Origin of the sequence: Nocardioides sp. NPDC092400, from assembly GCF_040684155.1 — a bacterium.
In the GTDB taxonomy this organism is placed as follows: Bacteria; Actinomycetota; Actinomycetes; order Propionibacteriales; family Nocardioidaceae; genus Nocardioides.
Window position 1 is genome coordinate 78,684 of record NZ_JBFBFJ010000001.1, and the last position, 18,498, is coordinate 97,181.

15 protein-coding genes are annotated in these 18,498 nt (G+C 74.3%); 11 read left to right on the top strand and 4 right to left on the bottom strand.

Annotated elements, in window-relative coordinates; genetic code table 11:
- Window positions 1-83: 83 nt before the first annotated feature.
- Window positions 84-1,223, top strand: a complete 1,140-nt coding sequence (locus AB0N29_RS00385; protein ID WP_302269846.1) for a LuxR C-terminal-related transcriptional regulator — start codon at window positions 84-86, stop codon at window positions 1,221-1,223.
- A gap of 35 nt (window positions 1,224-1,258) precedes the next feature.
- Here the strand turns inward: AB0N29_RS00385 and msrB are convergent, their stop codons facing one another.
- Window positions 1,259-1,675 carry a peptide-methionine (R)-S-oxide reductase MsrB gene (msrB, locus tag AB0N29_RS00390; protein ID WP_364863194.1) on the bottom strand — a complete coding sequence of 139 codons (417 nt, stop codon included), beginning with the start codon at window positions 1,673-1,675 and terminating at the stop codon, window positions 1,259-1,261.
- Window positions 1,676-1,793: 118 nt separating this feature from the next.
- On the opposite strand from msrB, the gene AB0N29_RS00395 reads away from it, so the two are divergent.
- The 5 genes from AB0N29_RS00395 (at window position 1,794) to AB0N29_RS00415 (ending at window position 6,343) form a co-directional block, all read left to right on the top strand.
- Window positions 1,794-2,906, top strand: coding sequence for a ferredoxin reductase (locus tag AB0N29_RS00395; protein WP_364863196.1), 1,113 nt, complete (start codon window positions 1,794-1,796; stop codon window positions 2,904-2,906).
- 70 nt (window positions 2,907-2,976) lie between these two features.
- Entirely contained in the window at window positions 2,977-4,230 is a 1,254-nt protein-coding gene (locus AB0N29_RS00400; RefSeq protein ID WP_364863198.1) for an acyl-CoA desaturase, read from the top strand.
- A complete protein-coding gene (locus AB0N29_RS00405; RefSeq protein ID WP_302269850.1) occupies window positions 4,230-4,700 on the top strand; it encodes a hypothetical protein in 471 nt (156 codons plus the stop codon). The genes AB0N29_RS00400 and AB0N29_RS00405 overlap by 1 nt, the downstream gene beginning before the upstream one ends.
- A 20-nt stretch (window positions 4,701-4,720) precedes the next feature.
- Window positions 4,721-5,815, top strand: a complete 1,095-nt coding sequence (locus AB0N29_RS00410) for a DNA polymerase domain-containing protein (protein WP_302269851.1) — start codon at window positions 4,721-4,723, stop codon at window positions 5,813-5,815.
- A gap of 33 nt (window positions 5,816-5,848) precedes the next feature.
- Window positions 5,849-6,343, top strand: coding sequence for a DinB family protein (locus tag AB0N29_RS00415; RefSeq protein ID WP_302269854.1), 495 nt, complete (start codon window positions 5,849-5,851; stop codon window positions 6,341-6,343).
- Between the two features lie 7 nt (window positions 6,344-6,350).
- Here the strand turns inward: AB0N29_RS00415 and AB0N29_RS00420 are convergent, their stop codons facing one another.
- Window positions 6,351-6,701 (bottom strand): hypothetical protein, encoded by a 351-nt coding sequence (locus AB0N29_RS00420; protein ID WP_302269856.1) that lies wholly within the window; start codon window positions 6,699-6,701, stop codon window positions 6,351-6,353.
- Between the two features lie 76 nt (window positions 6,702-6,777).
- Between AB0N29_RS00420 and AB0N29_RS00425 the strand changes: the two genes are divergently transcribed.
- The 3 genes from AB0N29_RS00425 (at window position 6,778) to AB0N29_RS00435 (ending at window position 11,997) form a co-directional block, all read left to right on the top strand.
- Window positions 6,778-7,881 (top strand): sulfotransferase, encoded by a 1,104-nt coding sequence (locus AB0N29_RS00425; RefSeq protein WP_364863201.1) that lies wholly within the window; start codon window positions 6,778-6,780, stop codon window positions 7,879-7,881.
- Window positions 7,882-8,014: 133 nt separating this feature from the next.
- Window positions 8,015-9,886, top strand: a complete 1,872-nt coding sequence (locus tag AB0N29_RS00430) for a hypothetical protein (RefSeq protein WP_364863203.1) — start codon at window positions 8,015-8,017, stop codon at window positions 9,884-9,886.
- Window positions 9,883-11,997: an acyltransferase family protein gene (locus AB0N29_RS00435; protein ID WP_364863205.1), complete on the top strand. Its 2,115-nt coding sequence runs from the start codon at window positions 9,883-9,885 to the stop codon at window positions 11,995-11,997. Before AB0N29_RS00430 ends, AB0N29_RS00435 begins: the two co-directional genes overlap by 4 nt.
- Here the strand turns inward: AB0N29_RS00435 and AB0N29_RS00440 are convergent.
- Entirely contained in the window at window positions 11,983-14,112 is a 2,130-nt protein-coding gene (locus AB0N29_RS00440; protein WP_364863207.1) for a glycosyltransferase, read from the bottom strand. The genes AB0N29_RS00435 and AB0N29_RS00440 overlap by 15 nt on opposite strands.
- 117 nt (window positions 14,113-14,229) lie before the next feature.
- On the opposite strand from AB0N29_RS00440, the gene AB0N29_RS00445 reads away from it, so the two are divergent.
- Window positions 14,230-15,993: a class I SAM-dependent methyltransferase gene (locus AB0N29_RS00445; RefSeq protein ID WP_364863209.1), complete on the top strand. Its 1,764-nt coding sequence runs from the start codon at window positions 14,230-14,232 to the stop codon at window positions 15,991-15,993.
- A gap of 68 nt (window positions 15,994-16,061) precedes the next feature.
- On the opposite strand, the gene AB0N29_RS00450 is transcribed toward AB0N29_RS00445, so the two are convergent.
- Window positions 16,062-17,315, bottom strand: coding sequence for a nucleotide sugar dehydrogenase (locus AB0N29_RS00450; protein ID WP_364863211.1), 1,254 nt, complete (start codon window positions 17,313-17,315; stop codon window positions 16,062-16,064).
- A 73-nt stretch (window positions 17,316-17,388) separates the two neighbouring features.
- Here AB0N29_RS00450 and wecB point away from each other — a divergent pair, with 73 nt between their 5' ends.
- Window positions 17,389-18,489 carry a UDP-N-acetylglucosamine 2-epimerase (non-hydrolyzing) gene (gene wecB, locus AB0N29_RS00455; RefSeq protein ID WP_302269865.1) on the top strand — a complete coding sequence of 367 codons (1,101 nt, stop codon included), beginning with the start codon at window positions 17,389-17,391 and terminating at the stop codon, window positions 18,487-18,489.
- Window positions 18,490-18,498 lie beyond the last annotated feature (9 nt).

The following is an 18,498-nucleotide window of genomic DNA, read 5'->3' on the forward strand; positions in this document are numbered from 1 at the left end:
CTCTGCGGCGGTGGGCCTGGTGGTCCGAACCACCCACAAATGTGGGATGTCGGTCGCGCGGGTGTGCGCGCACACTCGTCGGCATGCCCCGAGGTCTGACCGCCGAGCGCGTACGTCAGGACGTCGACGTCGTGTCGCGCGCCGGGCTGGACCTCGAGACGTTCCTGGAGGAGGCCGTCGAGTCCCTCGTGCGCGCCGTGCCCTGGGTGAGCGCCTGCCTGGCGACCCACGACCCGGGCACCCACCTGTTGACGAGCGCGCGGAAGTACGGCGCCCTGCGGTCGATGAACTCCCGCGACCACGAGTTCGGTCTCATCGAGTACGGCACGGTCGAGCCGACCGCCTTCACCGAGCTCGCGGCCACCCGGACGGCGGCGGCCGGCGTGCACCAGGTGACCGGCGGTGAGGTGGAGCGCTCGGGGCGCATGAGCACCTTCATGGTGCCGAACTTCGGCTTCACCGACGAGGCGCGGGTCGTCTTCCGCGACGGAGCCGAGGTGTGGGGCGGGATGGCGCTGTTCCGCGGCGACGGCGACCGGCCCTTCGACGAGTCGGAGGTCCAGTTCCTGGCCGGCGTCTCGTCGGCGTTCGCGCGCGGTGTGCGGACCGGCCTGCTCACGCGGATGGCCGACGCCCCGGCGCCGTCCGTGGCCGCCCCGTCCGGGCCCGCCGTGCTCATCGTCGGCACCGACGACGCGATCGCGCAGATGAGCGTCGGGGCCGAGGAGCGGATCGCCGACCTGATCGCGACGTCACCGGCCGCGGGCGATCCGCTCAGCCCGGTCGCCGCGCTCGTCGGAGCCGCCCGGCGCTACGCCCGCGGGGAGACGACCACGCCGCCGCGCTGCCGGGTCCGCGCGGCGAGCGGGATGTGGCTGGTGCTGAACGCCGCCCCGCTGACCTCCTTCGGCGACCGGGGCGGCGACGTCGTCGTCACGATCGAGGAGGCCCGGCCCCCGGAGATCGTCGCGCTCGTGGTCGCGGCGTTCGGCCTGACCCAGCGCGAGCGGGACGTGACCCAGCTGGTGCTCCAGGGGGTCGACACCAAGGAGATCGCCGCGACGCTGCACGTGTCGACGTACACCGTCCAGGACCACCTGAAGTCGGTCTTCGACAAGGCCGACGTGCGGTCCCGCCGCGAGCTCATTGCCCGGATCTACTTCGACCAGTACGTCCCGCGAATGGGCTCAGAGCTCGGTCCCTCCGGGTGGTTCAGCAGCTGACCGCCCGACCCGGCGGCCGACGGCGACGACCGGGCTCAGCCCCGCTCGGCAGCCTGCTGCGCAGGCTCGAGGGTGAGGCTGACCGAGTTGATGCAGTACCGGTCGCCGGTGGGCGTGCCGTACCCGTCGGGGAAGACGTGGCCCAGGTGGGAGCCGCAGCTCGCGCAGCGGACCTCGACCCGCTTCATGCCGTGGGAGGTGTCCTCGATGTACTCGATGGTGTCGGTGAGCGGCTGGTAGAACGACGGCCAGCCGCAGCCGGAGTGGAACTTGGTGTCGGACTCGAACAGCGCGGCCTGGCAGGCCTTGCAGCGGTAGACGCCGGTGGTCTCGGTGTCGGTGTACTCACCGGTGAACGCGCGCTCGGTGCCCGCCTGGCGCAGCACGGCGTACTCCTCGGGGGAGAGCTCCTCGCGCCACTGCTCGTCGGACTTCTCGACCTGGTAACCCATGCCTCCAGCGTACGGCGGCGTCCCAGGACGGCGGCTGTCGTGGACACCCGGTTGACCGGTCTAGAGGACGAGTGTTCACTGAGTGTGCGAGGGACGTCACAAGGGCAACGGGGGCGACATGGCAGGCACCATCTCGTGGGAGCGGGTCCGCAAGGCGGGACACACGCTCACCACTCCGCTGGACCCCGACGACTACCTGCGGTTCATCAACCCGCTGTGGACCGCGCGCGAGCTGCGCGGGCGGGTGGAGGAGGTCGTCCCCGAGACCGACGACGCCGCGACGCTGGTGATCCGGCCCGGTTGGGGCTGGCGCTACCGGCACCGCCCCGGGCAGTACGTCGGCATCGGCATCCAGGTCGACGGCAAGTTCCAGTGGCGCTCCTACTCGGTCTCCTCACCGCCCCGGCGCAAGGGCCGCACCATCTCGATCACCGTGCGGGCGATGCCGGAGGGCAAGCTCTCCGCCCACCTGGTCAAGGGCCTCGAGCCGGGCACGATCCTGCGGCTGGCACTGCCCGAGGGCGACTTCGTGCTGCCCGACCCACCCCCGCCGAAGATGCTGTTCCTCGTGGCCGGCAGCGGCGTCACGCCGGTGATGTCGATGCTGCGCACGCTCGACCGCCGCGGCACCCTCGGTGGCGGCGACGGCGAGGACTCCGGGCCCGACGTCGTCATGCACTACTCCTCGCCGACCCCGGACCGGATGATCTTCCGCGACGAGCTCGAGGCGCTGGCCGAGAAGCACCCCGGCCTGACGCTGCACCAGCTGCACACCGACGTCGACGGGATGCTCGAGCTCGAGCACCCGGAGAAGGGCCTCGACGGCATCTGCCCCGACTGGCGCGAGCGCGAGACCTGGGCCTGCGGGCCGGGCCCGATGCTCGACGCGATCACCGAGCACTTCGAGAAGGAGGGGCTCGAGGAGCAGCTCCACCTCGAGCGGTTCTCCCTCGAGCTCGGCGACCAGGGCGGCGAGGGCGGCACGATCACCTTCCGCAACTCCGGTAAGTCCATCGAGGTCGACGGCGCCACCACGGTGCTCGAGGCCGGCGAGCAGGCCGGGGTGGGCATGCCGTACGGCTGCCGGATGGGCATCTGCCACACCTGCACGCTCACGCTGGTCGAGGGCACGGTGCGCGACCTGCGCAACGGCGACGACTTCGGCCAGCCCAACGAGCCCGTGCAGAGCTGCGTCACCGCCGCCGTCGGCGACTGCACCCTCGACATCTGAGCACCACCGCACCACCCAGCCAGCACCACCAGCCAGCACACCCACCCCGCACACCAGCACTGGAGGCCCCGTGGCCATCGCGGACGTCAAGGAGTACACCCACCTCTCCGAGGAGGAGGTCGAGCAGATCGGGCGTGAGCTCGACGCGATCCGGCAGGAGGTCGAGGAGTCCCGCGGCGCCGCGGACGCGGCGTACATCAACCGGCTGATCAAGATCCAGCGTGGGCTCGCGGCCGCCGGCCGGGTCTCTATGCTCGCCGGGACGTGGGGGCGCCGGTGGGCGCCGCGCGCGGAGAAGCCGGCCATCGCCGTCGGCGCCGTGTGCCTCGGCGTGGCCAAGATCCTCGAGAACATGGAGATCGGCCACAACGTCATGCACGGCCAGTGGGACTGGATGAACGACCCCGAGATCCACTCCTCGAACTGGGAGTGGGACACCGCGCAGCCGGCCGAGCAGTGGAAGCACTCCCACAACTACATCCACCACCAGTTCACCAACGTCCTCGGCCACGACAACGACATCGGCTACGGCATCCTGCGGATGGCGCGCGAGCAGCGCTGGCACCCCTACTACCTGGGACAGCCGGTCTACAACGCGCTGCTGGCCACGCTCTTCCAGTGGGGCGTCGCCCTCCACGACCTCGACCTCGAGCGGATCCGCAAGGGCGAGAAGGACCCCAAGGAGATGAAGCGCCAGCTGGCGCAGATCCTCCGCAAGGGACGCAACCAGGTGCTCAAGGACTACGTCGTCTACCCGGCGCTGTCCGGCCCGCGGTGGAAGGAGGTCGCGGTCGCCAACGCCACCGCCAACCTCAGCCGCAACCTGTGGTCCTACGTCATCATCTTCTGCGGCCACTTCCCCGACGGCGCGATGCACTTCACCGAGGAGGAGCTCGAGGACGAGACCCGCGCCGAGTGGTACCTGCGCCAGGTCCTGGGCGCGGCGAACTTCAAGGGCGGCCCGCTGCTGCACGTCATGAGCGGCAACCTCGGCTTCCAGATCGAGCACCACCTCTTCCCGGACCTGCCGAGCAACCGGTACGCCGAGATCTCGGTCAAGGTCCGCGCGCTGTGCGACAAGTACGACATCCCCTACACCACCGGCCCGCTGCACCGGCAGTACGGCCAGGCGCTGCGCACGATCATCAAGCTCTCGGTCCCCAACAGCTGGACCACCAGCAACGACCCGGCGCCGCCGGAGCGCTCCGACACCGCTGACGAGCCGTCCAAGGACCGCCGCCGCAAGTCCGACGCCGAGCGGCAGCCGCGCCGCGCCGAGCTCGGTGCCTGGACCCGCTCGCCCCGGGAGAGGAGCCACGACTGATGGATCCCGCTCCCCGCGAGTTCTCCGAGCTGCCGACCGACCCCGACCTGGGCGTCCCCGTCCCGTTCGCGGCCGGCACCGACGTCGGGTACGGCGACCGGCCGGCCGGCGCGGCGATCTCGGCCCGCGGGCTGGACAAGCGCCGGGTGACCCAGTGCGCGCTGAGCCGCGTGTGCGGGGTCTGCGGTGCCACCCTCGGCCGTCCGCTGGCGTTCCTCGGCACCCGGACCGAGGCCGACCGGCTGGCGTTCCACCTGCCGCCGGCCCACCTGTCCTGCGCGCAGGCGCTGCACGCGGCGTACTCCTCGGTGGGCGAGGCGCTCCTCGGCCTCGACGCACCGCCGACGGACTGGGTGCTGGTGACCACCGCGAGCTTTGAGTTCGTGCGTCCGGGGCGCGACGACCTCGACAAGCGCCCGACGTTCCAGCCCAGCTCCGCGCTCACCGAGGTGACCCCCGCCGGTCGGTGACCCCCGCTAGCGTGGCGTCCATGGCGAAGGCAGCGGCTGCGACGGTCGTCGCGGGGGACCGCGAGGTACGGGTGACCAGTCCGGACCGGGTGATCTACCCGGCGACGGAGACGACGCCCGAGGTCACCAAGCTGATGGTGACGCAGTACGTCGCGTCGGTCGGCGAGGGCCTGATGCGGGCGTTGCGCGACCGGCCGACCGCGCTGGAGCGCTGGCCCGCCGGCGTCCACCCCGGCATCAAGCTGGCGACGGGCCGGCCGGGGGAGAAGGCCGACGCGTTCTACCAGAAGCGGGTGCCCAAGGGGGCTCCGGACTACCTGGAGGCCGTCGAGATCACCTTCCCCTCCGGCCGCACCGCCGAGGAGATCTGCCCGACCGAGATCGCGGTGCCGGTGTGGTGCGCCCAGATGGGCACCCTGACCTTCCACCCGTGGCCGGTGCGCCGCGACCCGGCGTCGGACACCTGGGGCGACCGGCCCGACGAGCTGCGCATCGACCTCGACCCGCAGCCGGGCACCGGCTTCAACGACGCCGTCCGGGTGGCCGGCGTGGCCAAGGAGCTGCTCGAGGAGCTCGGCCTGCGCGGCTTCGCGAAGACCTCCGGCAACCGCGGGGTGCACGTCTACGTCCGCATCGAGCCGCGCTGGGAGTTCACCGACCTGCGCCACGCCGCCATCGGCTTCGGCCGCGAGCTGGCCCGTCGCGACGAGGCCGTGACCGTCGAGTGGTGGAAGGAGGAGCGGGGTGCGCGGATCTTCGTCGACTACAACCAGAACAACCGCGACCGCACCATCGCCTCGGCCTACTCCCTGCGCCCGCTGCCGGGCGCCCCGGTGTCCACCCCGGTGGGCTGGGAGGAGCTGGCGACGCTGACGGACCCCCAGGTCTTCAACCTCTTCACCGTCCCCGACCGGCTCGCCGACGGCGACCCCTGGGCCGACATGGACGACACGGCGTACTCCCTCGAGCCGCTGCTGCGGCTGTGGGAGGAGCTGCCCGGCGGGGAGCTGAACTTCCCCCCGGACTACCCGAAGATGCCCGGCGAGCCGCCGAGGGTGCAGCCCTCGAAGAAGGTCGCCTCGCACTGGGATGACGAGGGCAACCGGATCGGGTGAGCGCCCGGCCGCGGGCGGCCGTAGGTTCCCAGCATGGAGATCACCGTGGACGTCACCGTGGCGGGGGAGCGCGCGCTGCTCGAGGGGATGCTCGACCGGCAGCGGTCGGCGATCGCCGGACTGCTCGACGACCTCACCGAGGAGGAGGCGAGGGAGCGGCTGGTGCCCTCCCTGACCACCCCGCTCGGGCTGGTCACCCACGCGACGTTCGTCGAGCGGGTGTGGTTCCACCACCGGGTGGCCGGCGTCGCGCGCGCCGAGCTCGGGCTGCCCGACACTGTCGAGGAGAGCTTCCTGCTCGACGACTCCGCCACGGTCGCGTCGGTGCGCGCGGCGTTCCTGGCGGCGTGCGAGCGGTCCCGGGCGGTGGCCGCGGAGCACGGGCTCGACGAGCAGTTCGCCTGGCACTCCGGACCGGTGAGCCTGCGCTTCGTCCACGCCCACGTCGTCGCCGAGCTGGCCCGTCACGCCGGCCACGGCGACATCCTCGTCGAGCAGCTGCGGACCCGGCGGCCCGCGGACGCCTGAGGCGGGCTCAGCCCGCGGGGTGGTCCACCAGGCTCAGCGCGTAGCCGGCGCCGTCGGGGACGGCCCGGGCGACCTCGCGCCAGCCCTGGTCGGCGAGGCGGCGGGCGTAGGCGCGGACGTCCGGCTCGCGCGAGCCCAGCAGCAGCAGCCGGCGCCGGTCGGAGCCGGCCACGTCCTCGACCGGGTGCAGCAGCGCGAGCTCGTGGACCACGGTCGCCGCGCTGGCGTCCTCGAACCGGGCCCGGAGCACGGCCCGGGCCCCGTCGGGCCGCTCGGCCCAGACCGCCGCGCGGCCCTCGTGCCGCACCGATCCGGCTGCCGGCGCCACGGGCAGGAAGTCGGCACCCATCGCTCTCACGCTCGCGGAGCCTACTGAGCCCGGGCCGGGCGGCGTCAGCGGCACGGTCGCCGCGGCGCGGCGATAGCCTCCCGGGGTGAGCGAGCGACCCCACCAGACCAAGCCCCGGCTCGTCGTCGTCACCGGGTCCGGCCGCAGCGGCACCAGCACGGTCACGGGAGCGCTGGCGCGCCTGGGCCTGCACCTCCCGGGCCCGCTCGCCCCCGCCGACGAGCGGAACCCCAAGGGCTTCTACGAGACGCCCTGGGTGATCGAGGCCAACCGCGCCGTGCTGGAGTCGGTGCCGGTCCGCGGCAACGACGCGCGGCCCGACGCCGCCGCGCTCGTGGAGGAGAGCGCGAGCGCCGAGAGCGCCGAGCTGGTGGCCCGGGTGCGGGCGTGGCTGCTCGAGCACGTCGCCGGGCACGCCCAGTCGGTGGTCAAGGACCCGCAGATCTTCTGGCTGCACCGCGCCTGGCGCGCCGCCGCGGACGAGGCCGGGATCGACCTGTCGTTCGTGACGATGCTGCGGCACCCGGTCGAGGTCGCCCGCTCGCGCGACACCGCCTACCTCGTCGACAAGGACGCCGAGCACCGCCGCATCCGCGAGGTCAGCAACGTGGCCGCCTGGTGCAACGCCGCCTACGCCTCCGAGCGGGCCTTCCGCGGGCACCCGCGGGCGTTCGTCCGGTACGACGACCTGCTGGCCGACTGGCGTCGTGCGCTCGCGCCGCTGGAGGGGGCGCTGGGGGTCGACCTCGGCGCCGGCCTCCGCTCCGAGCCCGGGCCGGGGGAGCCGCACCCGGTCGACGACTTCATCGACGTCTCCCTCAACCGGTCGCGCGCCGGGTGGGAGGAGACATCGGTCCCGCCGGCGCTGCGCGACGTCGCCGAGCGGACCTGGCGCGCGGTCAACGGGCTCGTGGACGCCCCGGAGGACCCTGCGGCGCTGGTTGAGCTGGACGCCGCCCGGGAGGCGTACGCCGGGCTGCACGCCGACGCCGTCGCGCTCGCCGCCGACCACACCGAGGCCGCCGTCGCCGCGGCACGTCGCGCGCAGCGCCAGGAGCTGCAGCAGGCGCGCTCGCGCAACCGGCGGCTGCGGGCGCGGGTGGAGGAGCTCGAGCGGGCCGCCCCGGCCCCCGGCCCGGCACGCCGGCTCGCCGCCCGAGCCGCCCGGGTGGTGCGCCCGCGCGGGTGAGCGCCGCGTCCGGCAGGGGGCCGGCGAGGTCGGCGGAGGCGGTCGGCGCGACTACCATCCCGTAGGCCGTTCCCGCGATGGCCGGCCTGACCCGACCTGACCGACCTGACCTCGGACGAGCGGAGGACGCATCGTGCTGGAGCCGGACCCGCCGGTCTCTGTCGTGGTCCCGCTGGACGGCGCACCGTCGCGGCCCGACAGCCAGGACCAGGGCCAGCACGAGGGCCTGCTGACGACCCTCCTCGCCGTCGCCCCCGTGGGTGCGGACCTCGTCGTCACGTCCGTCGACCCGGTCCCGGCCCGGGTGGCGAGCGCGCTGCCCGCAGGCACCCGGACGCTCCGCGCGGCCCCCGGTCGGCTGCTGGCGGTCGGCGCGGCCGCCGCGCGTGCGCCGTTCTGCGCCGTGCTCCTCCCCGGTGCGGTGCCCGACCAGCAGACGCTCGCGGGGTGGGCGGAGGGCCGAGGGGAGGGCCTGGTGCCGACCGCGACGCTGCGGGCACGCGCCGGCAGCGACACGACCGCGGCGGTCCGCCTGCCCGGCCTCGTCCCGCGGCTCGCGACGTCGTCCCCGGGGTCCACGAGACGTGCCGCCGGCGGCCAGGCGACCTCCGACGACCCGTTCGACACCGTGGTCGGGCCCCGGCTCGACGCGCTCGCCGAGCTCGAGGCGGTGTCGGCACCGACCGACGAGGCGGCCGCCGCCCTCCAGGACGCCGTGGCCGTCGAGCTCCAGCCGGTCCGGGCGCACCTCGACACCCACCCGCAGGACCACGCGCGCCTGGTCGAGGAGGTCGAGGCGCGGGGGCTGCAGCGGGTGGACTGGTCGCTGCTCAACGCGGGCCGGGCGAGGGAGCTGGCACTGCTCTACTGCTTCACGCCGTGGAACGGGACCAGCGGGCTGGTCGCGGCCCGCCGGATCCGCGCCCGCGGCGCGGTCGTGGAGGTGGTCGCCCAGGCCATGGACAACCTGCGGGGCCGCGACGAGGCGTCGCGCGCCATCGCCGCGCCGTACGTCGCCGGGCAGCACGTCGTGCCGGGCGACGCCTCCTTCGCCGGGTGGGAGGGCATCGTGCGGTTCGTGCGGTCCTCGACCCGGATCCTCGAGGAGGGGCCGCTGGCCGGGCGCCGGTTCGACACGGTCTACTCCCGCGCGATGTTCCCGGCCTCCCACGTCGCCGCCGCGCGCTACAAGATCCGCAACCCCGCGGTGCACTGGCGCGCGGAGTTCTCCGACCCGCTCTCCAAGGACGTCCACGGCGAGCCGCGTCCGGCGCGGCTGCGCGACGGCGAGCTACTCCGCGAGCTGCGCGGTGGGCTCGAGGCGGCCGGGGTCGAGGCGCCCGGGCACCTCCAGCTGTTCCCCTGGGTCGAGCAGCTGGCCTACGCCCTGGCGGACGAGATCGTCTTCACCAACGCCAACCAGCGCGACTACATGCTCGGGTACTGCCCCGACCCCGCGCTGCGCAGCCGGGTCGAGGCGATCAGCACGGTCTCGCACCACCCGACGCTGCCGCCGCCGTTCTACCGCCGCGAGCCGTCGAGCTACGCGCTGGACCCCGAGCGCGTGCACATCGGCTACTTCGGCGTCTTCTACGCCACCCGGGGCCTCACCGAGGTCACCGAGGCGCTCGCGGGGCTGCCGGCCGCGGTCAGGGCCCGGGTCCAGCTGCACGTCTTCACCAGCGGTCCCGAGGAGATCGAGGAGGGCGTCCGGGCGGCCGGCCTCGCCGACGTCGTGAAGGTCAACGGCTACCGCCCGTTCCTCGAGTTCCTCCACCTCACCACCCGCTTCGACGTCCTCGTGGTCAACGACGCCGACCACGAGGGCGTCAACCCCTACCTGCCCTCGAAGCTGTCGGACTACCTCGGCAGCGGCACCGACATCTGGGCGATCAGCCAGCCCGGCAGCGTCCTGTCGCGGCAGCAGGTCGCCCACGCCTCGTCCCTGCACGACGTGGCCGGCGCCACCGAGGTGCTGACCCGCATCGCCGGTCGGCGCCCGTGACCACGACGAGCCGCCCCTCGCAGCACCCGGCCGCCGAGCCGGGCGCGGCACCGGCCCCCGACGGACGCACCCGGCTGCGGCGCGACATCGAGGGCCTGCGGGCCGTCGCCGTCGGGACCGTGCTGCTCTACCACGCCAGCAGCTCCCTGCTCCCGGGCGGCTTCGTCGGCGTGGACGTCTTCTTCGTCATCTCCGGGTTCCTCATCACCTCGCTCCTCCTGCGGGAGGCCGCCCGCGACGGGCGGATCTCCCTGGTCGACTTCTACGCGCGGCGGGCGCGCCGCCTGCTCCCGGCGGCCTCGCTCGTCCTGGTGGTGACCGCGCTGGCCGGCTGGGCGCTGCTGCCGCGCTCGGCCCACGCCGACCTCGCCACGGACGTCGCGTCCGCCACGGTGTACGCCGTCAACTGGACGCTGGCCGCGCGCTCGGTCGACTACCTGGCCGAGGCCGCGACGCCCTCCGCCGTGCAGCACTACTGGTCGCTGTCGGTCGAGGAGCAGTACTACGTGGTGTGGCCGCTGCTGATGCTGGTGGTGCTCGCCCTCACGCGCCGCCGGAGGGGCAGCGTCGAGCGGTGGTTCCTCGCCACCGCCGCCACCGTCCTGGGCGTCTCGTTCCTCCTCGGCGTGCTCCGCACGGCGAGCGACCCCGCCGCGGCGTACTTCACCAGCCACACCCGGGTCTGGGAGCTCGCGGTCGGCTCGGTGCTGGCCTGCCTGGCCGCCCCGGCCGCACGGATGTCCCGCGCCGCCGCAGAGGTGCTGGCCGCGGCCGGCCTGGGCGCCATCGTCGTGGCGGCCCTCACCCTCGACTCCGCGACCCCGTGGCCGGGCGTCGCGGCGCTGCTCCCGACCCTGGGCGCGGCGGCGGTGATCGGTGCCGGCTGCGCGCACCCGGCGTCCTGGGCCGGCCGGCTGCTCGGGCTCGGCCCGCTCGTGTGGCTCGGCGGCCTCTCCTACGCGGTCTACCTCTGGCACTGGCCGCTGCTCGTCATCGGCGGCTCGGTGTGGGACCTGGGGACCTGGTCCTCGCTGGGCCTCGCGCTCCTGGCCGTGCCGCTGGCCTGGCTCACCCGGCACCTCGTGGAGGACCCCGTCCGCTTCCACCGCGGTCTCGTGTCACGACCGGGCCGGGCGCTCGCGGCCGGCGGCGCCGCCATGGCGCTGTGCCTGGTGGTCGCCGGCCTGCTCTGGGCCGGCGCTCCCCGCCTGGACGGGGCGACCGGACGCGGCGCGACCGCGCTGGTCGCCGAGCCCTCGGCCGACCGGTGGGAGGTCGTGGACCGTCCCGCCCGGTTCTTCACCCGGCGCGGGCCGCTCACGCCCGATCCCGCGGTGGCGACCGAGGACGTGCCGGCGTACTACGACGACGACTGCCAGCTCAGCCCCGGCGAGACCGAGGTCCGCCCCTGCGAGTACGGCGACACCGACGGCACGACGACCGTCGCCCTCCTCGGCGACTCGAAGATGGGCCAGTGGTTCACCGCCTTCGACGCGATCGCGCGCGAGGAGGGCTGGCGCCTGCAGCTGCGCCTGAAGTCGGCCTGCTCCTTCACGCTGCAGGGCCTGGAGGAGGACTGCGCGCCGTACGCCCGCAACGTCCTCGACGCCTACGCCGCCGACGGCGCGCCCGACGTGGCGTTCGTGTCGCAGGGCAGCCCCGCGGACGAGCCGGGCCTGCTCGAGGGCCACCGCGAGGCCCTCGAGGAGCTGATGGCGATGGGGACGCGCGTCGTCGTCGTGGACGACAACCCCTCGCCGCGGCGGGCGGCGACCTACCGGTGCGTGGAGCGCAACCCTGGCCGCTACGGGCGCTGCGACACCCCGCGCGGCGAGGACGTCGACGGCTACGGCAGCGAGACGCTCGCGCTCCTGGCCGACCGGCTCGACCTGCCCGTCGTGGACCTCGACCGCTGGATCTGCCCCGGCGAGGGCGCGTGCCCGTCCGCGATCGGAGGCGTGCTCGTCCTGCGCCAGGGGTCGCACCTGACCGACACCTTCGTCCGCACGCTGACGCCGATGCTGCACCGGGAGCTGAGCGAGGCCGGCGTGGCCCGCACCCCCGTGGAGCAGATCACCGTGGACGACGTGCCGCCCTCACAGGTCGGCTGAGGCCCCGACCGGTCCTGCCGCCCGGGCCGCGACCAGCCCGGTGACCACCTCGGCGGCGGCGGCCACGTCCCCGAGCAGGGTCGTGTGCGCGAGCGACCGGCGCGACATCACGCTCCCGGGCTCGACGATCGCCCAGACCGGGGTGCCGCTGCCGAGGTAGTCGGAGAGCTTCGAGGGCAGGTAGGGGTTGCCGCCGGGCCCGTGCTCGGAGGAGTCGGCGTCGTTGACGACGAGCACGTCGAAGCGGCGGGTCAGGGCAAGGAACTCCAGGAACCCGACGTAGGGGTTGACGACCACGCAGTCGGCCAGGCCCGCGTCGACGACCGCCGAGCGGATCGTGGCGGGGTCCTGGGTGAAGACGTGCAGGCGGACCCTGGACCGCACGTGCGCCGGGAGGCCCTCCAGCGCGCCGGTCACCTCGGTGAGCCCGCGGGTGGGGTAGAACGCGCCGAAGTAGCCGAGGTTCACGACGCCCTCGTCGAGGACGTAGTCCGGCTCCGCGAGGTCGTAGAACCGCGGCGGCAGGGTCGGGTGCGGACGCACCGTGGCGACCGCGCGCACGCGCTCGGCCAGCGCGGGGTCGGGGCAGTAGTCCAGCATGTACTCGAGCTGGTTCTCGTTGGTGAAGAGCACCTCGTCGGCCAGCGCGTACGCCGCGACCTCCGCCCACTCGAACGTGTCGTGGTGGTCCGGTGGCTCGAACCCGGCGGCGCGCATCCCCGACCGGAGCTCCTCGAGCAGGGCACCCTCCCGGGCCCGTCCCGGCCGGCGGCGGCCGTGGATCGTGCGGCTGATGGGGTCGGAGAACTCGGCGGTCCACGGGACCGAGGGGTTGCGCAGCTTGTACTGCGCGGCGACCAGGTGGCTGGCGACCCACATCGCCCGGGAGTACACCGACCGGTGGTCGGTGCCCCACTCCTCCAGCTGGGCGAAGACACCGCCGGACCACGACTCCACCGAGCCCCAGGAGCTGAAGTCGGCGGGGCCGCCGAGCGCGGCGACCCGAGCGACCCAGGGGTCGGCGATGACCTTCAACGACGTGTCGCGGTCGCGCATCTCGTCGAGGTCCTTGCAGACGACGTCGACGAGGACCCCGCGCTCGCGCAGCCGCCGGGCGGCGACGATGCCCGCGGTGCCCACCCAGGGCGTGAAGCAGTAGAGGAGGGCCAGGTCCTGCGCCGCACCTTCGTTCACCGTGGACCAGAACATCCGGCGCAGGCGGCGGCTCTCGACGTCCTCGATCACGGTGGTGCGCTGGTCGGGGTTGCGGCCGAGGAAGCGCTGGGCGTGGACCAGCTGGCTGCGGACCATGTGCCGGGTCAGCCGCTCCACGTCGCCGGTGGAGTCGGGGATGCTCTCGAGGCTGCCGATGCAGGCGAGCCGCTGGGTGATGGAGAAGTCGTAGCCCGGCTCCTGGCGCGAGAGCGAGTCCGGCACCTTCGTGCGCAGGTAGCAGGCGCGGCGGTCGGGCAGGACCCGGAAGGAGAACTGCTCGTGGGCGAAGGCCTTGGTCCAGAAGACGAAGTCCGAGCCGCCGCGGAGGGAGAAGTCGTAGCCCACGGTCCGGGCGAGCGAGACGGGGACCAGCTTGCCGACGTTCAGGGAGATCGCCTGCGGCAGCCGCACGACCGGCACGGGCGCACCCTCGGCGGCGCCGGGGATGGCGAGGGCCGCGGTCAGCGCGTCGGAGTAGTAGTTGGCGAAGTCCGGGGCGTCGGGTGCGTCCGGCTCGACGTCGGCCAGCCAGGCGAGCGGGACGATACCGGGCTCGACCGCGGCGAGCAGGTCCTCGAGGTAGTGGGGCGTCACCCGGTCGTCGTCGTCGACGATCGTCATGTGGGTCCCGCGCGCCGCCCAGAGGCCGACGGTCCGCGCGTGGGCGACACCCGGGCGCTCGGAGCGGAGCACCCGGACGTGCATGTCGGTCTGCTGCCGGGCGACCTCCTCGACCGCCTCGTAGGTGCCGTCGGAGGAGCCGTTGACGACGACCACGACCTCGAACGCGTCGGCCGGGAGGGTCTGCGCGGCGAGGGAGGAGAGGGCCTCGCCGACGATCTCGGGGCGCCCGCGGGTGGCCACGACGACCGAGATATCAGGTGGCAGACTGCCGCTCATGCTGACGATCCCTTCGACCTTCCCCAGGCTCGTGCCGGGGCCTCTCGAGACGAGGGACGCCCGGTGACGACAACGGGACCGGACGATACGCGAACCGGACGGGCGCTGATCGTCGGCGTGGACCGACCCGGCGCGGCGCAGGTCTTCGGAGGTGCGCTCGAGCGCGTCGTCGTCACCACGTACGACGACATGGCGGCCGACCTGGCCACCGAGCTGGCCACCGACCTGGCCGCCGAGCACGACCCCACCGTCGCTGCGCCGACGACGGACCCGCTCGTCTTCGTCGGTGTCGCGGCGGGACCCGGGATGCAGCGGGCGGTCGACGCCGCTCTCGCGCTCGTGAGGCAGCCGGGCGGGACGGGCCAGGAGCCGCCGGTGCTCGCCGTCGAGATCCCCTGGGACCTCGACGCGCTGGACCACCTGCGCGCCCGGCTCACGGACCCGGCGGCCCCGGCGCTGACCGGTGTACGCCGCTTCCGCGACCGGCCGTGCGTCGTGCTCGGCGGTCCCTCGGCGCCGGTCGCCGACCCGGCCTGGGTGCTCGACGCGGTGCTGACGGCCGGCACGACGGCCCCCGACGCCCGCACCAGCCACCAGGAGCAGGTCGCCGCGGAGTGGGAGCGGGCCGCCGCGGCGGCCCAGCTCCAGCGCAAGGAGGAGCAGCTCCGGCGGGTCCGGACCGAGCTGGCGGAGGCCCGCCAGCAGCTCGGTGACCGGCGGGACGGCCCCCGCACCCGCCCGGCCGGTGGTCGCGGCCCCGGGCAGAAGGGGCCGGGTCAGAAGCGTCCGGCGCCCCAGGGACAGGCGCAGGCGCGCCCGGCCGGGCCCGCGGCCTCGGCGAGGAGCCTGTTCGCCGTCGTGGGTCGCCGCGTGGGCCGCGGGCCTCGCGCGGGCCTGCTCGTGACCGCCGTCCTGGCGCTGCTCGCGCTGGTGCTGCCGGCCGTCGTCTTCGGCCTCGTCGCGGGCGCGGAGGGCGTCGTGGTCGGCCTCGCGCTCGGCGTCCTCCTGCTCGGCCTGGCCGCGCTGGCCGCGGTGGTCGCCCTCGCCCAGCGGTCCACCACCGCCCGGCTCGCGCACCTGGAGCGTGTCGTGGCCCGGCAGGGCCGGGACGCCCGCGGCCGCAGCCGGCGCCAGCTCGCCGTGGTCGAGGAGACCCGCGACCGCGCCCGGCGCCAGGGCCGCCGGCTGCGCAAGGTGCAGCGCGCCGTCGACGCCGTCCCCGCCCACCTCACCCGGACCGTGCAGAACGACGGGCTCACCGTCCGGCGCCAGGTGCAGGCGCTCGTCAACCTCAGCCAGATGGCGCCGATGCGCGCCGGCGTCCCGGCGCTGGGCGGCTGGGCCGCCTCACCCGACTTCGCGGTCGAGGTCGTCGACCGGCTGCTCGAGCAGCGGCCGCGGCTGGTCGTCGAGGCAGGCAGCGGCGTCTCGACGCTGCTCCTCGCCCTCGCCGCCCGCGAGCACGGGCTCGACACGCGCATCGTGTCGCTGGACCACGACGCCCACTACGCCGCGCAGACCCGGGAGCTGCTCGAGCGCCACGGCGTGGCCGACCGCGCGGAGGTCCGCTGGGCGCCGCTCGCCCGGACCCACGTGCCGGGCCACCTGACCCCCTGGTACGACGAGGCGGCGATCGCCGACCTCCACGACGTCGGCATGCTCGTCGTCGACGGCCCCCCGACGGCGACCGGCCCGGCCGCGCGGTACCCCGCGGTCCCGCTGCTGCGGGACCGCCTCGCGGCCCGCTGCACCATCGTCGTCGACGACACCACCCGCGCCTCGGACCTCGAGGTGACCGAGCGCTGGGCGCTCCTGCTGCCGGACTTCGAGGTCCGCAGCCTCCCGCTGGAGAAGGGCGCGGTGGTGATGCGTCGGGGCTGACACCCCGACGGTCGCGCCGCCCCCGCTGCCCCCCGCCGCCCTTCTGGACCACGGGGGCGGCGCGGTGGTCAGAGCCGGTGGGTGCTCTCGCCGGTCGTGCGCCCGCGGGTGTCGAACAGGCAGCGGGCCGAGGCCTCGATCGCGTCGAGGTCGTAGGCGCTGTGCTGCTGGAGCAGCACGGTCAGGTCCGCGTCGCCGGCCGCGGCGAGCACGTCCTCCCCGGCCGACGTGGTGCCTGCGACGTCCCACGAGGCGACGTGCGGGTCGTGGTAGCGCACCGATGCGCCCAGCTGGAGCAGCCGCTTGGCCACGTCGACGGCCGGCGACTCGCGCTGGTCGGCGATGTCGGGCTTGTAGGTGACGCCGAGCAGCAGCACGGTGCTGCCGCGCACCGCCTTCTCCTGGTCGTTGAGCAGCGAGGCGATCCGGCTCACGACGTACGCCGGCATCGAGGAGTTGATCTCCTGGGCCAGCTCGACGAAGCGGAAGCCGTAGCCCAGCTGCGTGCGCACCCGGTGGCTGAGGTAGTTGGGGTCGATCGGGATGCAGTGCCCGCCGACGCCGGGGCCCGGGGTGAAGGCCTGGAAGCCGAACGGCTTGGTCGAGGCGAGCCGGATGACCTCCCAGAAGTCGATCTCGAGCTCGTGGAAGAAGCGCGCCATCTCGTTGACCAGCGCGATGTTCACGTGCCGGTAGGTGTTCTCGAGCAGCTTGGCCGACTCCGCCTCGCGGGTGCCCGACGCCACGACCACGGTGTCGACGACGCGGGAGTAGAACGCCCGCGCCTTCTCCTGGGCGGCGGGGTCGTCGGCGCCGACGACCTTGGGCGTGTTCTTGAGGCCGTACGTCGCGTTGCCCGGGTCGATCCGCTCGGGGCTGTACGCCACGTGCAGCTCGTCGGCACCGAGGCCCGAGAGCTCCTCGAGCAGCGGCCGGACGACCTCCGCCGTGGTGCCGGGGTAGGTGGTGGACTCGAGGACCACCAGCGTGCCGGGCCGCAGGTGCGGGCCGATGCCGCGGCAGGCGCCCTCGACCGCGGCGAGGTCCGGGCCGCCCTCCGCGCTCAGCGGCGTCGGGACGCAGATCACGACCGCGTCGGCCTCGGCGACGCAGGTGGCGTCGTCGGTGGCGGTGAAGCCGGTCGCGAGGAGCTCGCCGATCTCGGCGTCGTCCAGGTCGTCGACGTGCGAGCGTCCGGCGTTGAGGCCGTCCACGACGCCGCGGGACACGTCCAGCCCGGTGACGGAGAGTCCGGCGCGGCAAGCCTCCGCGACCAGTGGGAGCCCGACGTACCCGAGCCCCACGACGACGAGGTCGCCCATGTCCTGTTCCTCTCCTGGAGTGCCCTGCTGCTAGGTTCTGGCAGCCCCAGACCCTAACCCCAGGACGTCTCGCATGCCCGTCCCCCCCGCCGAGATCTGGCACGTGACCGGTGCCCGGCCGAACTTCCCGAAGGCGGCTCCCGTCCTCCGCGCGATGGCGCGGCACGGTCACCGCCAGCGGCTCGTGCACACCGGGCAGCACTACGACGACAACATGTCGACGGTCTTCTTCGAGCAGCTCGACCTGCCGCGTCCCGACCTCAACCTGGGGGTCGGCTCCGGCACGCACGCGGTCCAGGTCGGCACCGTGATGGCGCGCCTGGAGGAGCTGTGGACCGCGGAGCGGCCGGCGCTCGTCATGGTCTACGGCGACGTCAACTCGACGGTCGCCGCGGCCATGGTCACCAGCAAGATGGGCATCCCGCTGGCCCACGTCGAGGCGGGCCTGCGCAGCTTCGACCGGACGATGCCGGAGGAGGTCAACCGGCTGGTCACCGACCGCCTCAGCGACCTGCTGCTCGCCACGAGCGTCGACGCCGTGGCGCACCTGGCCCGCGAGGGCGTGGACCCCGACGCGGTCCACCTCGTGGGCAACCCGATGATCGACACCCTGCTCAGCCACCGCGCCGAGCTCGGTCCGCACCGCCTGGCCGGCCTGCCGGACCTGCCCGCGTCGTACGCCGTGGCGACCCTGCACCGGCCGGCGAACGTCGACCACGACGACGCCCTGGTCGAGCTCGTCAAGGGCCTGCACGCGACGGCCGACCAGGTGCCGGTCGTGCTGCCGGTCCACCCCCGCAGCCGGCCCAGCCTCACCCGCGCCGGGCTGTTCGAGCACCCCGCGGTGCACGCGGTCGACCCGCTGCCGTACCTGGAGTTCCTCAGCCTGGTCGACGGCAGCGCCCTGGTCGTCACCGACTCCGGTGGGATCCAGGAGGAGACCACCGTGCTCGGGGTGCCGTGCCTGACGGTGCGGCCCAACACCGAGCGCCCGGTGACGATCACCCAGGGGACCAACCGGCTCGTCGAGGCGACCGGCCTGGCCACCGCCGTCGCCGCCGCCCTCGCCGCCGGGCGGCCCGAGCAGTGGCCGGTGCCGCCGCTGTGGGACGGCCACGCGGGCGAGCGGATCGCCGACGTCGTGACCGCCTACCTCGCGTCCCGGTCGGGCTGACCGACGCTC